This is a genomic window from Amycolatopsis sp. SID8362 (genome assembly GCF_010550475.1).
In the GTDB taxonomy this organism is placed as follows: Bacteria; Actinomycetota; Actinomycetes; order Mycobacteriales; family Pseudonocardiaceae; genus Amycolatopsis; species Amycolatopsis eburnea.
On the sequence record NZ_JAAGNB010000777.1, the window covers coordinates 1 to 20,686 of the forward strand.

Below are 20,686 nucleotides of genomic sequence, written 5' to 3' on the forward strand. Positions count from 1 at the left end.
GCGCCGGGCCGCCGCTTCGGCCGAGCGTGAACCGGGTTTGCGCGGCCGCGCGCCGGCGGCCCGCAGCAGTTCGTCGACCGTGACCCGATCCCGCCGCCTGCGCGCACTGCGCGTCATGCACGACCTCCGCCCCATCGCTGATCCGGGTGATCGTAGGAAGCCGCGCCGGAATTGTAAACGCGCTGATCGCAGCGGTCTCGTAATCGTTTCGAGACATCCGATCGGGGTCGGTGGCCGTAGTCGTCAACGAGGCGAGAGCCGCCGCAGGAGACCGGCCACGCGCCGCGTCACGGGGGTGAATTCGGGGAGCTTGAGCAGCGCCAGCAACCCGAACGGGACGGCCATCCCGAGCAAGGTCTGGACCGGCAGTTTCACCCAGGCGCCCGCGATCGCGCCGAGCGAGCCGGGCACGGCGTAGCCGGCGAGCACCGCGGCCCCGACCCCGAGGGCGCTCGCTCCCAGCACGATCAGGCCGACCCGCAGCGACCGCTTGCTGCGCAGGTGGCCGAGCCGGACCCACAGCCAGACCTGGCCTAGCACGGCGCCGACCACGAACCCGGCGCCGTTGACGAGCATCACGCCGTAGACGATGTGGTCCCCGTCGAGCAGGCCCCGGCAGAGCAGCAGCAGCGGGATCTTCACCGCGGTCATCACGAGCATGATCAGCGTCGGCGTCCGGGCATCCTTCATCGCGTAGAACACCCGTAGCTGCAACATGACCAGCGCGAACGGCAGCAGCCCGACGGCCGAGACGGCGAGGGTCTGGCCCAGCCGTTCGGCGTCCGCCAGCGTGCCGCGGCCCCAGGTGAAGATCGCGATACCGACCGGGGTGCCGACCACGGCCAGCACCGCCGAGATCGGCACGAACAGCACCGTCGACATCCGGGAGGCGAGCGAAAGGTCGCCGACGAGCGACCCCGTGTCCCCGTCCGCGGCGGCCCGGCTCATCCGCGGCATCAGCGCGGTCAGCAGCGAAACGCCGAGGATCCCGTACGGCAGCTGGAAAAGCAGGGACGCGTAGCTGTACGCCGTGACCCCGCCGCGAGTGCCGCCGGTCAGCACCCGGGTGGTGACGACGAACCCGACGTGGCTGACCACGACGTAGCCGAGGATCCACGCGGCGAGCCCGCCGAACTCCTTGATCCGCGGGTCGAACCCCCAGCGCCAGCGGAACCGGAACCCCGTGCGCAGCAACGCCGGGATCAGCACGACGGCTTGGGCGACGATGCCGAGCGTGGTGCCGAGGCCGAGCACGAGCAGCTTCGGGTCGCTCATCCGGACCGGGTCGAGGGTCAGCTCCCCCGGCACGACGGCGAACACCACGAGCGTGCCGGTGACGACGACGTTGTTGAGCACCGGCGCCCAGGCCGGCGGCCCGAAGACGTTCTGCGCGTTGAGGATCGCCGACAGCAGCGCGAAGAGGCCGTAGAAGAGGATCTGCGGCAGCAGCAGGTACGCGAGCGCGGTGGTCAGCCCGGGATTGGCCTCCGCGGACGATTTGTCGACGTAGAGCGCGGTGAACAGCGGGGCGATCGCCACCGCGACCGCCGTGCCGACGGTGAGCAGCACCAGCGCCATCGTGATCAGCCGCTGGGTGTAGGCGCGGCCGCCGTCCGGGTCGTCGTGGGACCGCACGAGCAGCGGGACGACGACGCTGGCGAGCACGCCGCCGAAGAGCAGTTCGAAGACGATGTTGGGCAGCGTGTTCGCGACGGTGAAGGAGTCGTTGACGACGCCGGTCCCGACCACGGCGGCCAGCAGCAGCTTGGCGACGAACCCGGTGACCCGGCTGACCGCGGAGGCGACCGCCATCCGCCCGCTCGAGCGGGCCAGCGACGAACCGGCGCCCTCGCCGCGGCCGGCGCTGACCGGGGACGCGGGCGGGCGCGCGACGATCTGGGTCGCGAACTCGTCGTAGGGCCGCCGGGAGACGTCGAGGTCACGCGTCGGCCAGTGCGGGCCGCGCAGCTCGCGCGGGAGGAAGACCGTCGCGTCGTCGTCCACGGGTGGTGGGGGTTCCGCCATGGGCCCAAGCCTGCCAGGTCGGACGGGGTTTCGTCCCCGCTCCGGACCCGACTGGTATTCCTATACCGGATTCGTGCTACGGTTCCGGTATAACTATACCAACCGGGTACCGAGAGGTTTTCGTGATCGAACTGAAGACGCCGGCGGAAGTCGACCGCATGCACGTCGCCGGGCGCTTCGTCGCCGAGGTGCTGACCGAGGTCGGCGGGCTCGCCGACGTGGGCGTCAACCTCATGGACCTGGAGCACCACGCGCGCGGCATGATCAAGCGGCGCGGGGCGGAGTCGTGCTACTGGGACTACGCGCCGTCCTTCGGCAAGGGCCCGTTCCGCAACGTCATCTGCCTGTCGGTCAACGACGCCGTGCTGCACGGCCTGCCCCACGACTACGTGCTGCGCGACGGCGACGTGCTCACCGCCGACCTCGCGGTGAGCGTCGACGGCTGGACGGCCGACTCGGCGCGCACGGTCATCGTCGGCACCCCCGCCGAGGAGGACCTGCGGATCATCCGCGCCACCGAGGAAGCACTGGAAGCGGCGATCGAGGTGACCCGCCCCGGCAACCGGCTGGGCGACATCTCCGCGGCGATCTGGGCGGTGGCCCGCGAGTACGGCTACCCGGTCAACACCGAGTTCGGCGGGCACGGCATCGGCCGCACCATGCACGAGGACCTGCACGTCCCCAACAAGGGCAAGGCGGGCCGCGGGATGCCGCTCAAGCCGGGCCTGACGCTGGCGCTCGAGCCGTGGTTCGCGCGCACCACCGACCGGATCGTGTTCGACCCCGACGGCTGGACCATCCGCTCGGCCGACGGCTCCCGCACGGCGCACTCCGAGCACACGGTCGCGGTCACCGAGGATGAGCCCCGCGTGCTGACCAGGCGCGAAGCGGAGCTCGGGAACAGCTGAGCGATCCGCGACGCTGCGTGACCCGCGTCAGGCGGCGACGGTGATCTCCAGCGCGGCCCGGCCGGCCTCGGTGAGCTCGGCGGGCACCCGCCCGGCGGCGGCTTCGACGGCGGGCCGCAGGTAGCCGCCGTGGGCGAGCGCGTGGGCGGTCATCTGATCGCAGCAGGCGAATCCGTCGATGAACAGGTCGGGCTCGCAGCTGCACGACATCTGCGCGCGCCCCGCCGCCACCGCCTTCAGCATCGCCATCGCGCGGTGGGTGAGCTCGACTCCTGAACCGGACACCGGAACGCCTTTCTCCTCGAAACCGCTACGCATAGTCATTCGCCCGTTGGGCCGATTGTGTTACTTACGGCACTATGACGTTTCGGGTGCGAGTGGGGTTCCACTGGGTCTCGGACCGGTTCGGGAGCGGGCGGCGACGTCAGCCGTCGGCGAGGCGCAGCTCCAGGGTGCGCGCCCACTCCCGCACGATCTGCTTCCGCCTGCGCGCGTCGTCGGTCAGCAAGTTCGCCAGGCCGAGCCCGCGGCCCAGGTCCAGGGTGGCCTGGACCAGCTCGCGCACCCCCGGCCGGGACTCGTCGACGCCCAGGAGCTCCACCGTCACCCGGTGCGCCTCGCGGCCGACCCTCGCCTCCAGCGGGACCAGCACGTCCCGGAGGGCGTCGTCGGTCGCCGCGACCGCCCACAGCTGGAGGGCGGCGCGGAACAGCGGACCGGTGTAGAGGTTCAGCACCATCTCGACGACGCGCTCGATCCGGGACGCGCCGGTCGGCAGGTCCGCGGCCTGGGCGCGCAGCTCGTCGATCTGGGACTGCCCCAGCAGGTCGACCGCCGCCACCACGAGGTCCTCGCGCGCCGGGAAGTGGTGCTGGGCGGCGCCGCGGGAAACGCCGGCGCGCTCGGCGATCCCGGCCACCGTGACGCCGTGCCAGCCGCGCTCGCCGAAGCTGTCGAGCGCGGCCTCGATCAGCCGCCGCCGCGTGGTGCGGCTGCGTTCCTGCTGGGGTTCGCGGACGCCGGTCAAGCCGGGTCCACCCAGAAGTCGAGCTGCAGGTCTTCCTCCGCCGTGTCGCCGACGCGGTACTTCGCGAAGTCGGTGACACCCTCCGCCCGCAGCACCTCGTCGTCGAGGAAGAAGTTCCCGGTGACCTCCCGGCTCGGCTTGGTCAGGATCGCGTACGCGGCGTCGGCCATGATCTCCGGCGTCCGGCTGCGCGACGCCAGTTCGGCGCCGACGACGTTGCGGATCGCCGCCGTGTCGATCGTCGTGCGCGGCCACAGCGAGTTCGCCGCGATCCCGTCCTTCTTCAGCTCGGCCGCGAGCCCGACGGTCACCAGGCTCATCGAGTACTTCGCGATGCTGTACGCGAGGTGCCCGGCGGTGAACCACTTCTCGTCGAGGCTGATCGGCGGCGACAGCGTCAGGATGTGGCCGTTGGCCGCGTTCTTCAGGTGCGGGATGGCCAGTTTGGACAGCAGGAACGTGCCGCGCGCGTTGATGTCCTGCATGAGGTCGTAGCGCTTCATGCTGACCTGCTCGGTCGGCGTCAGGTCGATCGCGCTCGCGTTGTTCACGACGATGTCGATGCCGCCGAACTGTTCGACGGTCTTCGCGACCGCCGCGGCGACCCCGTCGTCGTCGCGGACGTCGCCGAGGATCGGCAGCGCGTGCCCGCCCGCCTTCTCGATCGCCTCCGCCGCGGTGTAGATCGTGCCGGGCAGCTTCGGGTGCGGCTCGGCCGTCTTCGCCAGCAGCGCGACGTTCGCGCCGTCAGCGGCCGCGCGCAGCGCGATCGCCTCGCCGATGCCGCGGCTGCCACCGGACATGATGATGGTCCTACCCGTCAATCCAGCCATGTAAAACCTCCGTGAGGCGACGCATCTTTCTCGGGGAAAGTGACGCTTCGGGGTCGGTAGTCAGTAGGACTTGGGGAGGCCGAGGCTGTGCTGGCCGACGAAGTTGAGCACCATCTCGCGGCTGACCGGCGCGATCCGCCCCAGCCGCACCGCCGTGACGAGCGTGCCGAGGCCGTACTCGCTGGCGAGGCCGTTGCCGCCGTGGGTCTGGACGGCCTGGTCGGTCGCGCGGATGGCCACCTCGGCGGCGGCGTACTTGGCCATGTTGGCCGACTCGCCCGCGCCGAAGTCGTCGCCGGAGTCGTAGAGCGACGCCGCCTTCTGCGTCATCAGCTTGGCCAGCTCCAGCTCGATCTTGATCTCCGCGAGGGGGTGCGCGAGGCCCTGGTGGGTGCCGATCGGCGCGCCCCAGACCTGCCGCTCGTTCGCGTACCCGACCGCCTTCGAAAGCGCGTACCGGGCGATGCCGAGCGAGAACGACGCGCCCATGATGCGTTCCGGGTTGAGGCCCGCGAACAGCTGCGCGATCGCCGCGTCCTCCTCGCCGACGAGCGCTTCGGCCGGGAGCTTGACGTCGTCCAGGAACAGCGAGAACTGGTTCTCCGGCGCGATGATGTCCATCGGGATCTTCGTGTACTCGAAGCCCTCGGTCCCCGTCGGCAGGATGAACAGCGCCGGCTTGAGCTTGCCGGTCCTGGAGTCCTCCATGCGGCCGACGACGAGCACGGCGTCGGCCTCGTCGACGCCCGAGATGAAGACCTTGCGTCCACTGAGGACCCAGCCGTCGCCGTCGCGCTTGGCGGTGGTGGTGATCTTGTGCGAGTTCGAGCCGGCGTCCGGCTCGGTGATCGCGAAGACCATCCGCTTGCTGCCGTCGGCGATGCCCGGCAGCCACTGCTTCTTCTGCTCTTCGGTGCCGAAGCGGGAGATCACGGTGCCGCAGATGGCCGGCGAGACGACCATGAGCAGCAGCGGCGAGCCCACGGCGGCGAGTTCTTCGAGCACCGCGGCGAGGTCGGCGATGCCCGCGCCCCCGCCGCCGTACTCCTCGGGGATGTTGACGCCGAGGTAGCCCAGCCGCCCGGCCTCGTCCCAGAGTTCGTGCGTCTTCTCGCCGGCGCGGGCCTTGCGGGCGTAGTACTCGTGCCCGTACTTGGCGCCCAGCTCGGCGACGGCCTTGCGGAGCGCGATCCGCTCCTCCGGCTCGATGAAGTTCATGGCGTTCATTCTGCTTCTCCCACCACCGCGAGGATCGTGCCCACTTCGACCTGCTGTCCCACCGTCACCGGCAGCTCCGCGACCACGCCGTCGGCGGGGGCGGCGATCCGGTGTTCCATCTTCATCGCTTCGAGCCACAGCAACGGGTCGCCCGCCTTGACCGGGTCCCCGGCCTGCACGGCGAGCCGGACGACGGTGCCCGGCATCGGCGCGACCAGCGAGCCCGCCGCGAGAGCGGCGTCCGGATCGGCGAACCGCGGTTCGGTCTTCAGCGCCACCGACCCGAGCGACGAGTCCACGTAGGACACGCCATCGTGGCGGGCGACGTCGAACGTGCGCCGCACTCCCGCGACGTCCAGCACGACCCGGCCGGGCTCGCTCGACACCAGTTCCACGTCGAAACCTTCGGCGCGGAGGCCGTCCCGGGTCAGCGAGTAGACGACCTCGTACTCGCGGTCCGCGACCGTGAAGACCTTGCGCTGCCCGGCCGAACGGACGTTGCGCCAGCCACTCGGCAGCCTGCGCTGGGTGGTCGCCGACGCCCGGTTGCCCGCCGCGTCCGCCAAGGCCGACGCGAGGGCGGACAGCCGTTCGGTGTCCACTGTGGCCAGTGGCGCAGCGAGGGTGTCGAGACCGTGGCGGTCGAAGAACGCCGTGTCGGTCTCCCCGGCCAGGAACGCCTCGTGGCGCAGGATGCGCACCAGGAGATCGCGGTTGGTGACGACACCGTGGATCTTCGCCGCCGCCAAGGCTTTCGCGAGCCGGCGGGCGGCTTCGGCGCGGGTAGGCGCCCAGGTGATCACCTTGGCGAGCATCGGGTCGTAGTGGACGCCCACCACCGAACCGGTTTCGAAGCCGGAGTCGAGCCGCAGTCCGGGCCCGTGCGTGAACGAACGGTCCACATCGGGCACTTCGAACGTGTGGAGCGTGCCGCTCTGCGGCTGCCAGTTCGCCGCCGGGTCCTCGGCGTAGAGCCGGACCTCGATGGAGTGCCCGACGGTCGGCGGCGGGTCGGCCGGGAGCCGCTCGCCCTCGGCGACGCGCAGTTGCAGCGCGACCAGGTCGAGGCCGGTGACGTTCTCGGTGACCGGGTGCTCGACCTGCAGCCGGGTGTTCATCTCGAGGAAGTAGAACCGCCCGTCCGGCCCGGCGAGGAACTCGACCGTGCCCGCGCCGACGTAGTCGATCGCCTTGGCGGCCTTGCGCGCGGCGTCGAACAGCTCCTCGCGCATGGCGGCGTCGACGAACGGCGACGGCGCCTCTTCGACGACCTTCTGGTGCCGACGCTGGATCGAGCACTCCCGCTCCCCCACCGCCCACACCGTGCCGTGCTGATCAGCCAGGACCTGGACCTCGATGTGGCGGCCGGTCTCCAGGTACCGCTCGCAGAACACGGTCGGGTCGCCGAACGCGGACCCCGCCTCGGCGCTCGCGCCCTCCACCGCCTCGGCCAACTCGTCAAGGGAGCGGACCACGCGCATGCCGCGCCCACCACCCCCGGCGGACGCCTTGACCAGCAACGGCAAGTCGTCGGCGGTCACCGACGCCGGGTCCAGTTCGGACAGCACCGGGACCCCGGCGGCGGCCATCAGCCGCTTGGACTCCACCTTGGAGCCCATGGTCTCGATGGCCTCCGGCGGTGGCCCGACCCAGGTCAGCCCCGCGTCGAGGACGGCACGGGCGAAGGCGGCGTTCTCGGACAGGAAGCCGTACCCGGGGTGGACGGCGTCGGCGCCGGTTTCGGCCGCGGCCTTCACCAGCAGCTCGGCCCGCAGGTACGTCTCGGACGGCGCGTTGCCGGGCAGCCGGACGGCCGCGTCGGCTTCGAGGACGTGCGGCGCGGCGGCATCGGCGTCGGAGAACACCGCGACCGTGCCGATCCCGGCGTCGCGGCAGCTCGAGAAGACGCGGCGGGCGATCTCGCCGCGGTTGGCGACCAGCAGGTTCTGGATCATCGCTCACTCACATCCGGAAGACGCCGAAGCCCTCGGCGCCCTTCACTGGTCCATTGTGGATCGCGGACAGGCTCAAGCCCAGCACGGTGCGGGTGTCGCGCGGGTCGATGATGCCGTCGTCGTAGAGCATGCCGGAGAGGAACATCGGCATCGACTCGGCTTCGATCTGGCCTTCCACCATGGCGCGCATGGCCTTGTCGTGCTCCTCGTTGTACTCCTGGCCGCGCGACTCGGCGGCGGCACGGGCCACGATGGAGAGCACGCCGGCCAGCTGCGCCGGGCCCATCACCGCGGACTTCGCGCTCGGCCAGGCGAACAGGAAGCGCGGATCGTAGGCGCGGCCGCACATCCCGTAGTGGCCGGCGCCGTAGGACGCTCCCATGAGGACGGACAGGTGCGGCACCTTCGAGTTCGAGACGGCGTTGATCATCATCGCGCCGTGCTTGATGATGCCGCTCTGCTCGTACTCCTTGCCGACCATGTAGCCGGTCGTGTTGTGCAGGAACACCAGCGGCGTGTGGATCTGGTTGGCCAGCTGGATGAACTGCGCGGCCTTCTGCGACTCTTCGCCGAACAGCACGCCCTGGGCGTTGGCCAGCACGCCGACCGGGTAGCCGTGGATACTTGCCCAGCCCGTCACGAGCGACGAGCCGTAGAGCGGCTTGAACTCGTCGAAGTCGGAGCCGTCGACGACGCGGGCGATCACCTCACGCGGGTCGAACGGCACCTTGAGGTCGGTCGGCACGATCCCGAGCAGGTCCTCGGCGTCGTACAGCGGCTCGGCGTAGTCCGGCTTGGGCGTCGGACCCTGCTTGGTCCAGTTGAGCCGCTTGATGATGTTGCGGCCCAGCCGGATCGCGTCCTGCTCGTCGACGGCCAGGTAGTCGGCCAGGCCGGACGTCCGCGCGTGCATCTCGGCGCCACCGAGCGACTCGTCGTCGGACTCCTCACCGGTCGCCATCTTGACCAGCGGCGGCCCGCCGAGGAACACCTTCGCGCGTTCCTTGACCATCACGACGTAGTCCGACATGCCCGGCAGGTACGCCCCACCGGCGGTGGAGTTGCCGAAGACCAGCGCGACCGTCGGGCAGCCCGCGGCCGAGGCCCGCGTGATGTCCCGGAAGATCCGGCCGCCCGGGATGAAGATTTCTTTCTGCGTAGGCAGATCCGCGCCGCCGGACTCGACGAGGTTGATCGACGGCAGCCGGTTCTGCGCGGCGATGTCCGCCGCCCGGAAGGACTTCTTCGTCGTCCACGGGTTGCTCGCGCCGCCCTTGACCGTCGGGTCGCTCGCCGAGATCAGGCACTCGACACCTTCGACGACCCCGATGCCGGTCACCAGGCTGGCGCCAACGCGGTAGTCGGTGCCCCACGCGGCCAGCGGGGACAGTTCCAGGAACGGCGAGTCCTGGTCGAGCAGCAGCTCGATCCGCTCGCGGGCCAGCAGCTTGCCGCGCTTGCGGTGGCGCTCGACGTACTTCTCGCCGCCGCCGGCCACGGCCTTGGCCTGCTCGGCGTCGATCTCGGCGAGCTTCTCCAGCATCGCTTCGCGGTTCGCGCCGAACTCGGCGGCCCGCGTGTCCACAGTGGACCTCAGAGCAGTCACGAGGTGTATCCCAATCGCTTCGCGGCCAGGCCGGTGAGGATCTCGGTGGTGCCGCCGCCGATACCGAGGATCCGGACGTCGCGGTAGTGCCGCTCCACTTCGGACTCGCGCATGTAGCCGAGCCCGCCGTGCAGCTGGACGGCCTCGTTGACCACCCACTCGGCGGCCTCGACGGCGGTGTTCTTGGCGAAACAGGCTTCGGCGATGACCTCTTCCCCCGAGACGTGCCGGATCGCGGCCTGCCGGGTGTAGGTCCGGGCCACGTCCACGCGACGCGCCATCTCGGTCAGCTTGTGCTGCACGACCTGCCGCGAGATGAGCGGACGGCCGAACGTCTCGCGCAGCCGGCACCAGTCCAGCGTCAGGTCGAGGGCTCGCTGCGCGTGCGCGTACGCCTGCACGGCCAGGGAAAGCCGTTCGGTGACGAACTGGGTGGCCACCTGCGCGAACCCGCTGTTCTCGGCGCCGACCAGGTTCTCCACCGGAACGCGGACGTCCACGTAGGACAGTTCGGCGGTGTCGGAGCAGAGCCAGCCCATCTTCTCCAGCTTGCGCGACACGGTGAACCCGGGTGTCCCGCGTTCGACGACGATCAGCGAGAGCCCGTGCGCGCCGTCGCCGCCGGTGCGCACGACCGTCGTGACGAAGTCGGCGCGGCAGCCGGAGGTGATGTAGGTCTTGGCGCCGTTGATGACGTATTCGTCGCCCTCGCGCACGGCGGTGGTCCGGATCCCGGCGACGTCGGACCCGCCGTCGGGCTCGGTGACGGCCAGCGAACCGATCTTGTCGCCGGTCAGCGTCGGGCGGACCCAGCGCTCGATCTGCACCGGGTCGTTCGCCTCGGCGATGTGCGGCACGGCGATGCCGCAGGTGAACAGCGACGCGAAGAGTCCGCCGGAGCCGCCCGCGTAGTGCATCTCCTCGGCGACGACCAGCGCGTCGAGGTAGTTGCCGTCGCCGCCGCCGATCTCCTCGGGGAAGGCGACGCCGAGCAGGCCCAGCTCGCCGGCTTTGCGGTGCAGGTCTCGCGGCAGTTCGCCGGCACGCTCCCAGTCGTCGAGGTGCGGCAGGACTTCCTGCTCGACGAACCGGCGGACGGTCTTGCGCAGCTCGGCCCGTTCGGGCGTCCGGAAGGGATCGGTCACAGGAGCACCTCGGGGACGTCGATTTCACGGGAGCGCAGCCATTCGCCGAAGGCCTTGGCCTGCGGGTCGAACCGCGCCTGCGACGCGACCCCCTGCCCGAGGATGCCTTCGACGACGAAGTTCATCGCCCACAGGTTCGGCAACAGGTAGCGCGTCACCGGGAGGTCCGCGGTTTCGGGCAGCAGCAGCTTGAACTCGGCGACCGTCAGCCGGTGCACCAGCCAGCGCCACGCTTCTTCGGACCGCACCCAGACGCCGAGGTTGGCGTTGCCGCCCTTGTCGCCGCTGCGGGCCCCGGCGATGGTGCCCAGGGGCACGCGGCGCACCGGCCCGTGGTCCAGGGGCTCGGGCAGCGCGGGCTCGTCCACATCGGACAGGTCCTGAGTGGACGTCGAAGGCGCTATGTCGACTCGCATCCCGTCCGGCAGCACGGCGACGTGCGGGACCTTCTCCGCGGCCACGTAAGCCGCGGTGTAGACCCCGAAGGGTGAGGCGTCCGACGGCGGCGCGGTGACGTGGAAGCCGGGGTAGCTGGCCAGCGCCAGCTCGACGGCGGCGCCGGTGAACGCGCGCCCGGCGACCTTGGGGTCGGCGTCCTTGACGGCCACGTGCAGGAGCGCGCTCGCGGTCTGTTCGGTGTCGGCGTCGGCGTGGTCGGTCCGGGCGAGGGTCCAGCGGACGTCGGCGGGCGGCCGGTCCTTCAAGGACGCTTCGAGCTGTTCCTTCACCAGCGCGGCTTTCGCCTCGATGTCGAGTCCGGTGAGGACGAACGTCGTCTCGTTGCGGAACCCGCCGAGGGTGTTCAGCGCGACCTTGAGCGTCGGCGGCGGCGCTTCCCCGTGGACGCCGGAGATGCGGACGCGGTCGGGTCCGTCTTGGCTCAAAGAAAGCGTGTCGAACCGGGTCGTCACATCGGGTCCGGCGTACCGCGCGCCGGTGATCTCGTACAGCAGCTGGGCTTTGACCGTCCCGGTGTTCACCACTCCCCCGGTGCCCGGGTGCTTGGTGATGACACTGGAGCCGTCGGCCTCGATCTCGGCGATCGGGAAACCCGGCACGCCCAGGGAATGCTCGGTGAAGAAGGCGTAGTTGCCGCCGGCGGCCTGGGCGCCGCATTCGATGACGTGCCCGGCCGCGACCGCGCCGGCGAGGGCGTCGAAGTCGTCGCGCGCCCAGCCGTAGTGCGCGGCGGCCGGGCCGACGATCACCGAGGCGTCGGTGACGCGGCCGGTGACGACGACGTCGGCGCCCGCGTTGAGACATTCGACGATGCCCCAGGCGCCGAGGTAAGCGTTGGCGGTCAACGGTTTCCCGAGGTCCAGCTCGTCCGCGCGGGCCACGAGGTCGTCGCCTTCGACGTGCGCGATCTTGACGTCCAGCCCGAGCTTGGCCGCCAGCTCCCGGAGGGCGTCCGCGAGCCCGGCGGGGTTCAGGCCACCCGCGTTGGCGACGATCTTGACGCCCTTTTCCCGCGCCAGACCGAGGTTTTCCTCCATCTGGCGCAGGAACGTCTTGGCGTAGCCGCGGTTGGCGTCCTTCATCCGGTCGCGGCCGAGGATGAGCATGGTCAGCTCGGCCAGGTAGTCGCCGGTCAGGACGTCGAGGGGCCCGCCGGTGAGCATCTCGCGGACCGCGGAGAACCGGTCGCCGTAGAAGCCGGAAGCGTTGCCGATGCGGTAAGTCATGCGAACTGCCCCGGCTTCCGGCCTTCCCCGGGCGGCCCGGCGAAGGCCTGCGCGATACCGAGCCACTCTTCGACGCCGTCGCCGTGCGCGACCAGGTCGGTGTCGGCCGGGTGCCGCCGCTGCGTGACGACCAGGCAGAAGTCCAGCGCGCTGCCGGTCAGCTTCTGCTCGGCGTCCTCCGGGCCGAACGCCCAGGTGGTGCCGTCCGGCGCGATGAGTTCGACGCGGAACTCCTCCGCCGGCGGGGCGAGCGAGTTGACCTTGTAGGCGAAGTCGCGGGTGCGGGTGCCGAAGCGGGCGATGTGCCAGATGCGGGCGGTCGGCTCGCGTGTCAGGCCGAGCGCGTCGAAGACGTCCTGGCCGTGCGCCCAGGTTTCCATCATCCGCGCGGTCGCCATCGAGGCGGCGCTCATCGGCGGGCCGTACCAGGGCAGCTTCTGCCCGTCCGGCACCGCGGCGAGCGCCTCGGCCAGCGCGGCCCGGCCTTCCCGCCAGTCCGCGAGGATCTCCGCGGGCGGCCGCCGCGCCCCGGCCTCGGCGCCGTCGTCGACGTAGGTCTCTCCTGCCTTGAGCAGCTCCTCGACCTCGGCCTGCCAGTCTTCCGGGTGCGCCGCCGCGATCAGGGCCTTGCGGTCGGTCCAGGCCAGGTGCGCGATCTGGTGCGCGACGGTCCAGCCCGCCGCCGGTGTCGCCCGCGCCCAGTCCGGCGCCGGCAGGTCCGCCACCACGTCGTCGATCGTCTGTGTCTCCGCGTCGAGATCCCCGAGGATCACGCCGAGATCCGCCATCCGCCGCCTCCTTGCGTCCTGGCGCCCAGCGTCGCACCGGCCGCCGGAAAAATCAAGCACGCCTGATTGTTTCACCGCGGACGCTGCGGACACACTATTGACATCTTGCCAGTAGCGTCGGACTGCAATACTTTCCTGACCATGGCCGACTACGCCGAGATCACCTACGCCGTCGCGGACCGGATCGCCACGGTGACGCTGAACCGCCCCGAGGCGCGCAACGGCTACACGATTCGGATGGCCGACGAGCTCGGCGCGGCGATGGACCGCGCGGACCGCGACGAGGACGTCCGCGTCGTCGTGCTGACCGGCGCGGGCAAGGACTTCTGCGTCGGCGCGGACCTCTCGCAGGGCGGCTTCGACTTCGACCCGTCGACCGGCCCGGACGCGGCGTGGCAGGAACCCGCCGGCCGGTGCTCGAAGCGGATCTTCACGATGAACAAGCCGGTCATCGCGGCCCTGCACGGCGCGGCGGTCGGCGGCGGCGTCACGATCACGCTGTCGTGCGACTACCGGCTCGCCTCGGAGGATTCGCGCTTCGGCTTCGTGTTCACGCGGCGCGGCATCTACCCCGAAGGCGCGTCGGCGTGGTTCCTCCCCCGGCTCGTCGGCATGGGCACGGCTTTGGACTGGATGATCAGCGGCCGGGTGTTCCCCGCGGCCGAAGCGCTCGAAAAGGGCCTGGTGCACAAGGTCTTCCCGGCCGGCACGGTCCTCGACGAGGCCTACGCGCTGGCCCACGAAATCGTCACGACGACGGCGCCGGTGTCGGTCGCGGTGACCCGCCAGCTGCTCTACCGGATGGCGAGCGCGGAATCGCCGTTCCCGGTGCACGAACTGGATTCGAAGCTGATCGGCGGCTTGGGAGCGAGCGCGGACGCCGTCGAGGGCGTCATGTCGTTCCTGCAGAAGCGGCCGCCGGAGTTCGGCATGCGCGTCGAGAAGGACCTGCCTCCGTATCTCCCCTGGTTGGACGAATGAGCCTCTACCCACCGCAGCCCTGGCACCTGACCGCCGACGCGCGGGTCTCGATCTGGCGCGTGCCGCCGTCCGCTCTTCCCGCGCTGCCCGCGGAGCCTTTGGTGGTCGCCGGGATGGCGTCGGTGTTCACGGCGTGGATCGACTACACCCCGCCGGGGCAGATGAGCTACCACGAGCTGCTGGCGGCGGTGTCGATCAAGGCCCGGCGCGTGTCGTGCTCGATCACGGAGATCTGGGTCGACAGCGAGGCGTCGATGGCCGGCGGCCGCGAGCTGTGGGCGATCCCGAAGGGCTTGGCCACCCTGGACTTCACCGGCGGCCCCGCCTTCACGGCGACCGCGGCCACGTCCGAGGACTGGATCGCGACGGCGGCGTTCAAGCGCCGCCCGGGCCTGCCGCTGCGGGTCCCGACGTCGTTCGAGGTGGTCCAGGAGCGCGACGGTCTGCTCCGGACCCCGGTGGGCGCGAAGGTCAGCCCGCGCCCGGCCTCGGCGGACTGGAGCTTCAACCCGGACGGCCCGCTGGGCTACCTCGACGGCCGACGCCCGGTGGCGAGCCTGGAACTGCCTTCCTCGAAGTTGCGTTTCGGCGCCTGAGCCCGCCCGCCGCTCGGCAGCGCCCGCCCCGCACGTAGTGAATGACTCATTCATGTCACCAGACGACATGAATGAGTCATTCACGTCATCGGCCCGCCGCCCGCGCACCCGACCGGACCACCGGCCCACGCGGCGTGAACTGCACCTCTGGGTGATCACGTAACCCGCCAGGGTGAGCCCCCGACACGCCATCCCTTGGGTCCCGCGCGGGGAGCGACCCCTACATGTAGTCTCTGGTGACCGGCAGCCCCCAGCGACGGGGAGACCGCTGCAGAGGGTGGCCGGGCAGCTTTGAAGAACCTGCAGCGCACGGCCTCGTGAGGGCGTGCGGCGATCCAACGCGCCCAAATTTGGAGACACGCATGTCAGTCGAAACCGGTCAGCGGCCCTCCGCGACCGACACACCCACCGCGATCCGGGTCATCCGGCGGGACGGCAGCGTGTCGCCGTTCGACGCCGGGAAGATCTCGGTCGCGCTGACGAAGGCGTTCCTCGCGGTCGAGGGCGGCGACGCCGCCGCGTCCTCCCGCGTGCACCACGTCGTCGCGGAGCTGACCCAGCAGGTCGAGACCACCCTGCTGCGCCACGCCGGCCCCGAAACCGCCCTGCACATCGAGCAGATCCAGGACATCGTCGAGCTCGCCCTCATGCGCGGCGAGCACCACAAGGTCGCCCGCGCCTACGTCCTCTACCGCGAGGAGCGCAGCAAGGCCCGCGAGGCCGCCAAGCCCGCCACCACCGAAGCGACCCTGAACGTCAAGGGCGCCGACGGCGTTCTGCGCCCGCTCGACTGGGCCCGCGTGTCCCACGTCGTGGGTGAGGCCGTCGCCGGGCTCGAGGACGTGTCCGCGGAGCCGGTGCTGGCCGAGGCCAAGCGCAACCTCTACGACGGCATCAGCGCCGACGAGCTGGCGCTGGCCCAGGTCCTGGCCGCCCGCGTGCTGGTCGAGCAGGAGCCGAACTACTCCTTCGTCTCCGCCCGCCTGCTGCTGGACAAGCTGCGCGGCGAGGCGCTGAGCTACCTGGCCGGCAAGCCGCGCCAGGCCAGTCAGGACGAGATGACCAGCGAGTACGCGCCGTACTTCCGCGCCTACCTGCGCCGCGCGGTCGAGCTGGAGCTGGTCGACGGCGAGCTGCTGCGCTTCGACCTCGACAAGATCACCGCCGCGATCCGGCCCGAGCGCGACCTCGACTTCGGGTTCCTCGGCCTGCAGACGCTGTACGACCGGTACTTCCAGCACCACGAGGGCACCCGCTTCGAGCTGCCGCAGGCGTTCTTCATGCGCGTCGCGATGGGGCTCGCCATCCGCGAGGCCGACAAGGAAGCCCGCGCGATCGAGTTCTACGAGCTGCTCTCCAGCTTCCACTTCATGGCGTCCACCCCGACGCTGTTCAACTCGGGCACCACGCGCCCGCAGCTGTCGTCCTGCTTCCTGACCACCGTGGACGACGACCTGGACTCGATCTTCCAGGCGTACAAGAACAACGCGCTGCTGGCCAAGTACTCGGGCGGCCTCGGCAACGACTGGACCCCGGTCCGCGGCCTCGGCGCGCACATCAAGGGCACCAACGGCCAGTCCCAGGGCGTCGTGCCGTTCCTCAAGATCGCCAACGACACCGCCGTCGCGGTCAACCAGGGCGGCAAGCGCAAGGGCGCGGCGTGCGCGTACCTCGAGACGTGGCACGTGGACATCGAGGAGTTCCTCGACCTGCGCAAGAACACCGGTGACGACCGCCGCCGCACCCACGACATGAACACCGCGAACTGGGTGCCCGACGAGTTCCTCCGCCGCGTCGAGGCGAACGCCGAGTGGACGCTGTTCTCGCCGAACGAGACGCCGGACCTGCACGACCTGTACGGCAACGAGTTCGCGCAGCGCTACCGCGAGTACGAGGCGATGGCCGCGCGCGGCGAGATCAAGGTCTTCCGCAAGATCCGCGCGGTGGAGCTGTGGCGCCGCATGCTGACCATGCTGTTCGAGACCGGCCACCCGTGGATCACGTTCAAGGACCCGTGCAACCTGCGCTCGCCGCAGCAGCACGTCGGCGTCGTGCACTCGTCCAACCTGTGCACCGAGATCACGCTGAACACCAACAGCGAAGAGGTCGCGGTCTGCAACCTCGGCTCGGTCAACCTGCTCAAGCACGTCACCCCCGAGGGCCTGGACACGAAGCGCCTCGAGAAGACCGTGCGCACGGCCGTCCGCATGCTGGACAACGTGATCGACATCAACTTCTACACGATCCCGGAGGCGCGCCGCTCCAACCTGCGCCACCGCCCGGTCGGCCTGGGCATCATGGGCTTCCAGGACGCGCTGTTCGAGATCGGCGTCCCCTTCGCCTCCGAAGAGGCCGTAAAGTTCGCCGACGTCTCGATGGAGCACCTCTCCTACTACGCGATCTCGGCCTCGACCGACCTCGCCGAGGAGCGCGGCCAGTACCAGTCGTTCGAGGGATCGCTGTGGAGCAAGGGCATCCTGCCGATCGACTCGCTGCAGCTGCTCATCGACGCCCGCCAGGGTGACGCCCTCGACGTCGACACCTCGTCCACTTTGGACTGGGCGCCGCTGCGCGAGCGCGTCAAGACCGTCGGCATGCGCAACTCCAACGTGATGGCGATCGCGCCGACCGCGACGATCTCCAACATCTCCGGCGTCGGCCAGTCGATCGAGCCGCTGTTCCAGAACCTGTTCGTCAAGTCGAACATGTCCGGCGACTTCACCGTGGTCAACCCGCACCTGGTCCGCTCGCTCAAGCAGCGTGGCCTGTGGGACGAGGTCATGGTGTCGGACCTCAAGTACTTCGACGGCAGCCTCGGCCAGATCGACCGCGTCCCGGACGACCTGAAGGCGTTGTACGCCACGGCGTTCGAGATCGAGTCGAAGTGGATCGTGGACGCCGGCTCGGTGCGCCAGAAGTGGATCGACCAGGCGCAGTCGCTGAACCTCTACATCGCGGCGCCGAGCGGCCGCAAGCTCGACCAGCTGTACCGCTACGCGTGGCACAAGGGCCTCAAGACCACGTACTACCTGCGCGCGCAGTCCGCGACGCACGTGGAGAAGAGCACCCTGCGCGGCACCGACGGCAAGCTGAACGCCGTCTCGGCCACCCCGGCGCCCGCGCCGACGCCTGCTCCCGCCCCCAAGCCGGAGCCCGACGTCGACTTCGTGGCCACCGAAGGCGCCGCCTGCCGCATCGACGACCCCGACTGCGAAGCCTGCCAGTAAGCCCGCCGCCCGGTCGTGAGTGTTTGGTCGGGTTCTAACCCGACCAAACACTCACGACCCCGCCTGCCGAAGTGAGTGACATGACCAACGTGGAGACGACGGACGCCACCGGCCTCGGGGAGATCGAGGTCGGCGCCGCCCGGATCAACGTCGACGACAAGCGCATGATCAACGCGCGCGCCGACGTCAACCAGCTGCTGCCGATGAAGTACAAGTGGGCGTGGGAGAAGTACCTCGCCGGCTGCAACAACCACTGGATGCCGACCGAGGTCGCCATGCAGGCCGACATCGCGCTGTGGAAGTCGCCGGACGGCCTCACCGAGGACGAGCGGCAGATGCTCAAGCGCAACCTCGGCTTCTTCGCGACCGCGGAGTCGTTGGTGGCCAACAACATCGTGCTCGCGGTGTACCGGCAGATCACCAACCCCGAGTGCCGCCAGTACCTGCTGCGCCAGGCGTTCGAGGAAGCCGTGCACACGCACACCTTCCAGTACATCTGCGAAAGCCTCGGCCTGGTCGAGGGCGAGCTGTTCAACATGTACCGCGAGGTCCCGTCCATTTCGGACAAGGACGCGTGGGCGCTGAAGTACACGCAGAACCTGGAGAACCCGGACTTCGAGACCGGCACGCCGGAAGCCGACCAGGCGTTCCTGCGCGACCTCGTCGCGTTCTACGTGATCTTCGAGGGCATGTGGTTCTACACCGGCTTCGCGCAGATCCTGTCGCTAGGCCGCCGGAACAAGATGGTCGGCATCGCCGAGCAGTACCAGTACATCCTGCGCGACGAGTCGATCCACCTGAACTTCGGCATCGACTGCATCAACCAGATCAAGATCGAGAACCCGCACCTGTGGACCGAAGAGTTCCAGGCCGAGGTGCGCGGGATGCTGCAGGAGGCGTGCGAGCTGGAGGTCAACTACGCTCGCGACACCATGCCGCGCGGCATGCTCGGCCTGTCGGCGCAGCTGTGCGAGCAGTACATGCACTTCATCACCGACCGCCGCGCGCAGCAGATCGGGCTCGCGCCGATCTTCGGTGAGACCGAGAACCCGTTCCCGTGGATGTCCGAGGCGATGGACCTGAAGAAGGAGAAGAACTTCTTCGAGACCCGCGTCATCGAGTACCAGTCGGGCGGCGCCCTCGACTGGGACTGAGTTCCCGCACCGAGCCCGGCCACGCCTTCGCGGCGTGGCCGGGCTTTTTCACGCCTCCGGGTCGATCCGGACGGTCGCGGCCCGGGCGTCCGGGGTCGCGACGAGGGCGTCGGACACCGGGCCGTACTTGCCGGCGAAGGCGGCTTCCAGCCCGGCGGGCGGGTCGAACCCGCCGGTCGTGAGCACGACCTCGCGCGCGGCACCGCCCACCTCGATCCGGCCGCGGCCGTGCTCCCGCGCCGCCTGGTACCAGCGCGACCGGACGCCGCGGTAGGCGCGGACGTACAGCTCGCCGCCGACCACGGCCATCCCCAGCTCCACGCCGGGTTCCCCGCCCGCCCCGGCGGTCAGGACGAGCGACGGGCTCTCGGCGAACAGGGTGAGGTCTTCGGGGGTCCAGGCGGCCATGGCCCCAGTGTGCCCGGCCGATGTCGGTCAATACGCGTAGCGCCGCACCTTCTCCGGGTGCAGGACCAAGCGGAGCGGGTCCACGGCCAGGATTTCCTTCAGACCGGCGGCGCGGGACGGGTCGCCGAGGTCCCAGTAGCGGGCCGCCAGGCGCTCGGCCAGGGCGTGGGCGCCGTCCGGCTCCAGGGAAACGCTGCCCTCGGCCGAAATCCAGCGTTCGCGCTCGCCCACCGGGGCCGCCACGACGATCGACGCGCGCGGGTCGCGGCGGAGGCGGCGGACCTTGGGTGCGTCCGGTTCCGAGAACAGCTGCAGCGTGCCGTCCGCCGCGGCCTCGAACCAGATCGGCCGCGGTTGCCCGCCCGCCACCGTCAGGAAGCCGTGCAGCGGGCGCCGGAGGAAGTCGAGGTCCGCGGGGGTCAAGGTGTCCATGACCCCGATTCAACCCGCCCGGCCCGGACGATCCCATGGGTGAAGAACCGAAATACCTGTGCGATCGTCTGAGACGTGGACGTACTCGGTGACCTCTTCCGCGGCGTGCGGGCCCACGGCTCGCTCTTCGGCAGCTCCGCGCTCTCCCCGCCCTGGTCGCTGCGCTTCGTCGACGGCGCGCCGCTCACCCTCTGCACCGTCCTCGACGGCGCCGGGTGGATCGTGCCCGAAGACGGCCCGGCCGAGCCGCTACGGGCGTACGAGACCGTCGTCGTGCGCGGGCCCGGGACGTTCAGCTTCGTCGACGAAGTCGGCACGCGCGCCGAACCCGTCGACTGCGGCGAGTTCTGCGCCGTGCCCGAGCAGGGCGGGACGCGGCACCGGCGGGGCTGGTACGAGCCCGGCGACGGCGGCACGACGCTGATCGTCGGCGCCTACCCGGTCGGCGGGGAGATCAGCCGCCCGCTGCTGGACGCGCTGCCCGTCGTGCTGCGGGTGGACGGCGGTGGCACCGGGGACGCCGTTCTCGACCACCTCGCCGCCGAGGTCGCCGCCGACACGCCGGGGCAGCAGGTCGTGCTGGACCGGCTGCTCGACTGGATGCTCGTCTGCACGCTGCGCGAGTGGTTCGACCGGCCCGGCGGCGAACCCCCGGCGTGGTGGACCGCGCAACGCGACCCGGTCGTCGGCCACGCGCT

The 20,686-nt window shown here is 70.4% G+C and carries 18 protein-coding genes; 6 read left to right on the forward strand and 12 right to left on the reverse strand.

Annotated features, from left to right (window positions below):
* Positions 1–243: 243 nt before the first annotated feature.
* Positions 244–2,025 (reverse strand): murein biosynthesis integral membrane protein MurJ, encoded by a 1,782-nt coding sequence (gene murJ / locus G3I65_RS23910; RefSeq protein ID WP_166640496.1) that lies wholly within the window; start codon positions 2,023–2,025, stop codon positions 244–246.
* A gap of 122 nt (positions 2,026–2,147) precedes the next feature.
* On the opposite strand from murJ, the gene map reads away from it, so the two are divergent.
* Entirely contained in the window at positions 2,148–2,933 is a 786-nt protein-coding gene (gene map, locus G3I65_RS23915; RefSeq protein ID WP_160698080.1) for a type I methionyl aminopeptidase, read from the forward strand.
* 27 nt (positions 2,934–2,960) lie between these two features.
* Here the strand turns inward: map and G3I65_RS23920 are convergent, their stop codons facing one another.
* The 9 genes from G3I65_RS23920 to G3I65_RS23960 all read right to left on the reverse strand — a co-directional run bounded on the left by G3I65_RS23920 (position 2,961) and on the right by G3I65_RS23960 (position 13,190).
* A complete protein-coding gene (locus G3I65_RS23920; protein ID WP_160698081.1) occupies positions 2,961–3,218 on the reverse strand; it encodes a hypothetical protein in 258 nt (85 codons plus the stop codon).
* Between the two features lie 139 nt (positions 3,219–3,357).
* Positions 3,358–3,960: a TetR/AcrR family transcriptional regulator gene (locus tag G3I65_RS23925; RefSeq protein ID WP_160698082.1), complete on the reverse strand. Its 603-nt coding sequence runs from the start codon at positions 3,958–3,960 to the stop codon at positions 3,358–3,360.
* Positions 3,957–4,793 carry an NAD(P)-dependent oxidoreductase gene (locus tag G3I65_RS23930; RefSeq protein ID WP_160698083.1) on the reverse strand — a complete coding sequence of 279 codons (837 nt, stop codon included), beginning with the start codon at positions 4,791–4,793 and terminating at the stop codon, positions 3,957–3,959. Before G3I65_RS23930 ends, G3I65_RS23925 begins: the two co-directional genes overlap by 4 nt.
* A gap of 60 nt (positions 4,794–4,853) precedes the next feature.
* Complete coding sequence (locus G3I65_RS23935; RefSeq protein ID WP_160698084.1) at positions 4,854–6,020, reverse strand: acyl-CoA dehydrogenase family protein; 1,167 nt, start codon at positions 6,018–6,020, stop codon at positions 4,854–4,856.
* Positions 6,017–7,966 (reverse strand): biotin carboxylase N-terminal domain-containing protein, encoded by a 1,950-nt coding sequence (locus tag G3I65_RS23940; protein ID WP_160698085.1) that lies wholly within the window; start codon positions 7,964–7,966, stop codon positions 6,017–6,019. Before G3I65_RS23940 ends, G3I65_RS23935 begins: the two co-directional genes overlap by 4 nt.
* A gap of 7 nt (positions 7,967–7,973) precedes the next feature.
* Positions 7,974–9,572, reverse strand: a complete 1,599-nt coding sequence (locus tag G3I65_RS23945) for a carboxyl transferase domain-containing protein (protein WP_309235664.1) — start codon at positions 9,570–9,572, stop codon at positions 7,974–7,976.
* Positions 9,569–10,717 carry an acyl-CoA dehydrogenase family protein gene (locus G3I65_RS23950; RefSeq protein WP_160698086.1) on the reverse strand — a complete coding sequence of 383 codons (1,149 nt, stop codon included), beginning with the start codon at positions 10,715–10,717 and terminating at the stop codon, positions 9,569–9,571. Before G3I65_RS23950 ends, G3I65_RS23945 begins: the two co-directional genes overlap by 4 nt.
* Positions 10,714–12,402 (reverse strand): acyclic terpene utilization AtuA family protein, encoded by a 1,689-nt coding sequence (locus tag G3I65_RS23955; RefSeq protein WP_160698087.1) that lies wholly within the window; start codon positions 12,400–12,402, stop codon positions 10,714–10,716. The genes G3I65_RS23950 and G3I65_RS23955 overlap by 4 nt, the downstream gene beginning before the upstream one ends.
* A complete protein-coding gene (locus G3I65_RS23960) occupies positions 12,399–13,190 on the reverse strand; it encodes a TIGR03084 family metal-binding protein (RefSeq protein ID WP_160698088.1) in 792 nt (263 codons plus the stop codon). Before G3I65_RS23960 ends, G3I65_RS23955 begins: the two co-directional genes overlap by 4 nt.
* A 141-nt stretch (positions 13,191–13,331) precedes the next feature.
* Between G3I65_RS23960 and G3I65_RS23965 the strand changes: the two genes are divergently transcribed.
* The 4 genes from G3I65_RS23965 to G3I65_RS23980 all read left to right on the forward strand — a co-directional run bounded on the left by G3I65_RS23965 (position 13,332) and on the right by G3I65_RS23980 (position 19,148).
* Positions 13,332–14,171: an enoyl-CoA hydratase-related protein gene (locus G3I65_RS23965; RefSeq protein ID WP_160698089.1), complete on the forward strand. Its 840-nt coding sequence runs from the start codon at positions 13,332–13,334 to the stop codon at positions 14,169–14,171.
* Complete coding sequence (locus tag G3I65_RS23970) at positions 14,168–14,767, forward strand: acetoacetate decarboxylase family protein (RefSeq protein ID WP_160698090.1); 600 nt, start codon at positions 14,168–14,170, stop codon at positions 14,765–14,767. The genes G3I65_RS23965 and G3I65_RS23970 overlap by 4 nt, the downstream gene beginning before the upstream one ends.
* Before the next feature lie 362 nt (positions 14,768–15,129).
* A complete protein-coding gene (locus G3I65_RS23975; protein WP_160698091.1) occupies positions 15,130–17,994 on the forward strand; it encodes a ribonucleoside-diphosphate reductase subunit alpha in 2,865 nt (954 codons plus the stop codon).
* 80 nt (positions 17,995–18,074) lie between these two features.
* Positions 18,075–19,148, forward strand: a complete 1,074-nt coding sequence (locus G3I65_RS23980) for a ribonucleotide-diphosphate reductase subunit beta (RefSeq protein WP_160698092.1) — start codon at positions 18,075–18,077, stop codon at positions 19,146–19,148.
* A gap of 48 nt (positions 19,149–19,196) precedes the next feature.
* Here the strand turns inward: G3I65_RS23980 and G3I65_RS23985 are convergent, their stop codons facing one another.
* The gene (locus G3I65_RS23985; protein WP_160698093.1) at positions 19,197–19,556 is read right to left on the reverse strand and encodes a DUF2255 family protein; all 360 of its coding nucleotides are present in this window, start codon (positions 19,554–19,556) and stop codon (positions 19,197–19,199) included.
* Between the two features lie 27 nt (positions 19,557–19,583).
* Entirely contained in the window at positions 19,584–19,988 is a 405-nt protein-coding gene (locus tag G3I65_RS23990; RefSeq protein WP_160698094.1) for a pyridoxamine 5'-phosphate oxidase family protein, read from the reverse strand.
* Positions 19,989–20,063: 75 nt separating this feature from the next.
* On the opposite strand from G3I65_RS23990, the gene G3I65_RS23995 reads away from it, so the two are divergent.
* The coding region (locus tag G3I65_RS23995; protein WP_160698095.1) for a cupin domain-containing protein at positions 20,064–20,686 on the forward strand (623 nt) is incomplete at its 3' end.

Excerpts from the sequence above, each read along its gene's own strand:
- G3I65_RS23980 (WP_160698092.1), top strand. The coding sequence starts at position 18,075 with ATGACCAACGTGGAGACGACGGACGCCACCGGCCTCGGGGAGATCGAG.
- G3I65_RS23935 (WP_160698084.1), bottom strand. The coding sequence starts at position 6,020 with ATGAACGCCATGAACTTCATCGAGCCGGAGGAGCGGATCGCGCTCCGC.
- G3I65_RS23960 (WP_160698088.1), bottom strand. The coding sequence starts at position 13,190 with ATGGCGGATCTCGGCGTGATCCTCGGGGATCTCGACGCGGAGACACAG.
- murJ (WP_166640496.1), bottom strand. The coding sequence starts at position 2,025 with ATGGCGGAACCCCCACCACCCGTGGACGACGACGCGACGGTCTTCCTC.
- G3I65_RS23985 (WP_160698093.1), bottom strand. The coding sequence starts at position 19,556 with ATGGCCGCCTGGACCCCCGAAGACCTCACCCTGTTCGCCGAGAGCCCG.
- G3I65_RS23970 (WP_160698090.1), top strand. The coding sequence starts at position 14,168 with ATGAGCCTCTACCCACCGCAGCCCTGGCACCTGACCGCCGACGCGCGG.
- G3I65_RS23965 (WP_160698089.1), top strand. The coding sequence starts at position 13,332 with ATGGCCGACTACGCCGAGATCACCTACGCCGTCGCGGACCGGATCGCC.
- G3I65_RS23930 (WP_160698083.1), bottom strand. The coding sequence starts at position 4,793 with ATGGCTGGATTGACGGGTAGGACCATCATCATGTCCGGTGGCAGCCGC.
- G3I65_RS23955 (WP_160698087.1), bottom strand. The coding sequence starts at position 12,402 with ATGACTTACCGCATCGGCAACGCTTCCGGCTTCTACGGCGACCGGTTC.
- G3I65_RS23940 (WP_160698085.1), bottom strand. The coding sequence starts at position 7,966 with ATGATCCAGAACCTGCTGGTCGCCAACCGCGGCGAGATCGCCCGCCGC.
- G3I65_RS23975 (WP_160698091.1), top strand. The coding sequence starts at position 15,130 with ATGTCAGTCGAAACCGGTCAGCGGCCCTCCGCGACCGACACACCCACC.
- G3I65_RS23990 (WP_160698094.1), bottom strand. The coding sequence starts at position 19,988 with ATGGACACCTTGACCCCCGCGGACCTCGACTTCCTCCGGCGCCCGCTG.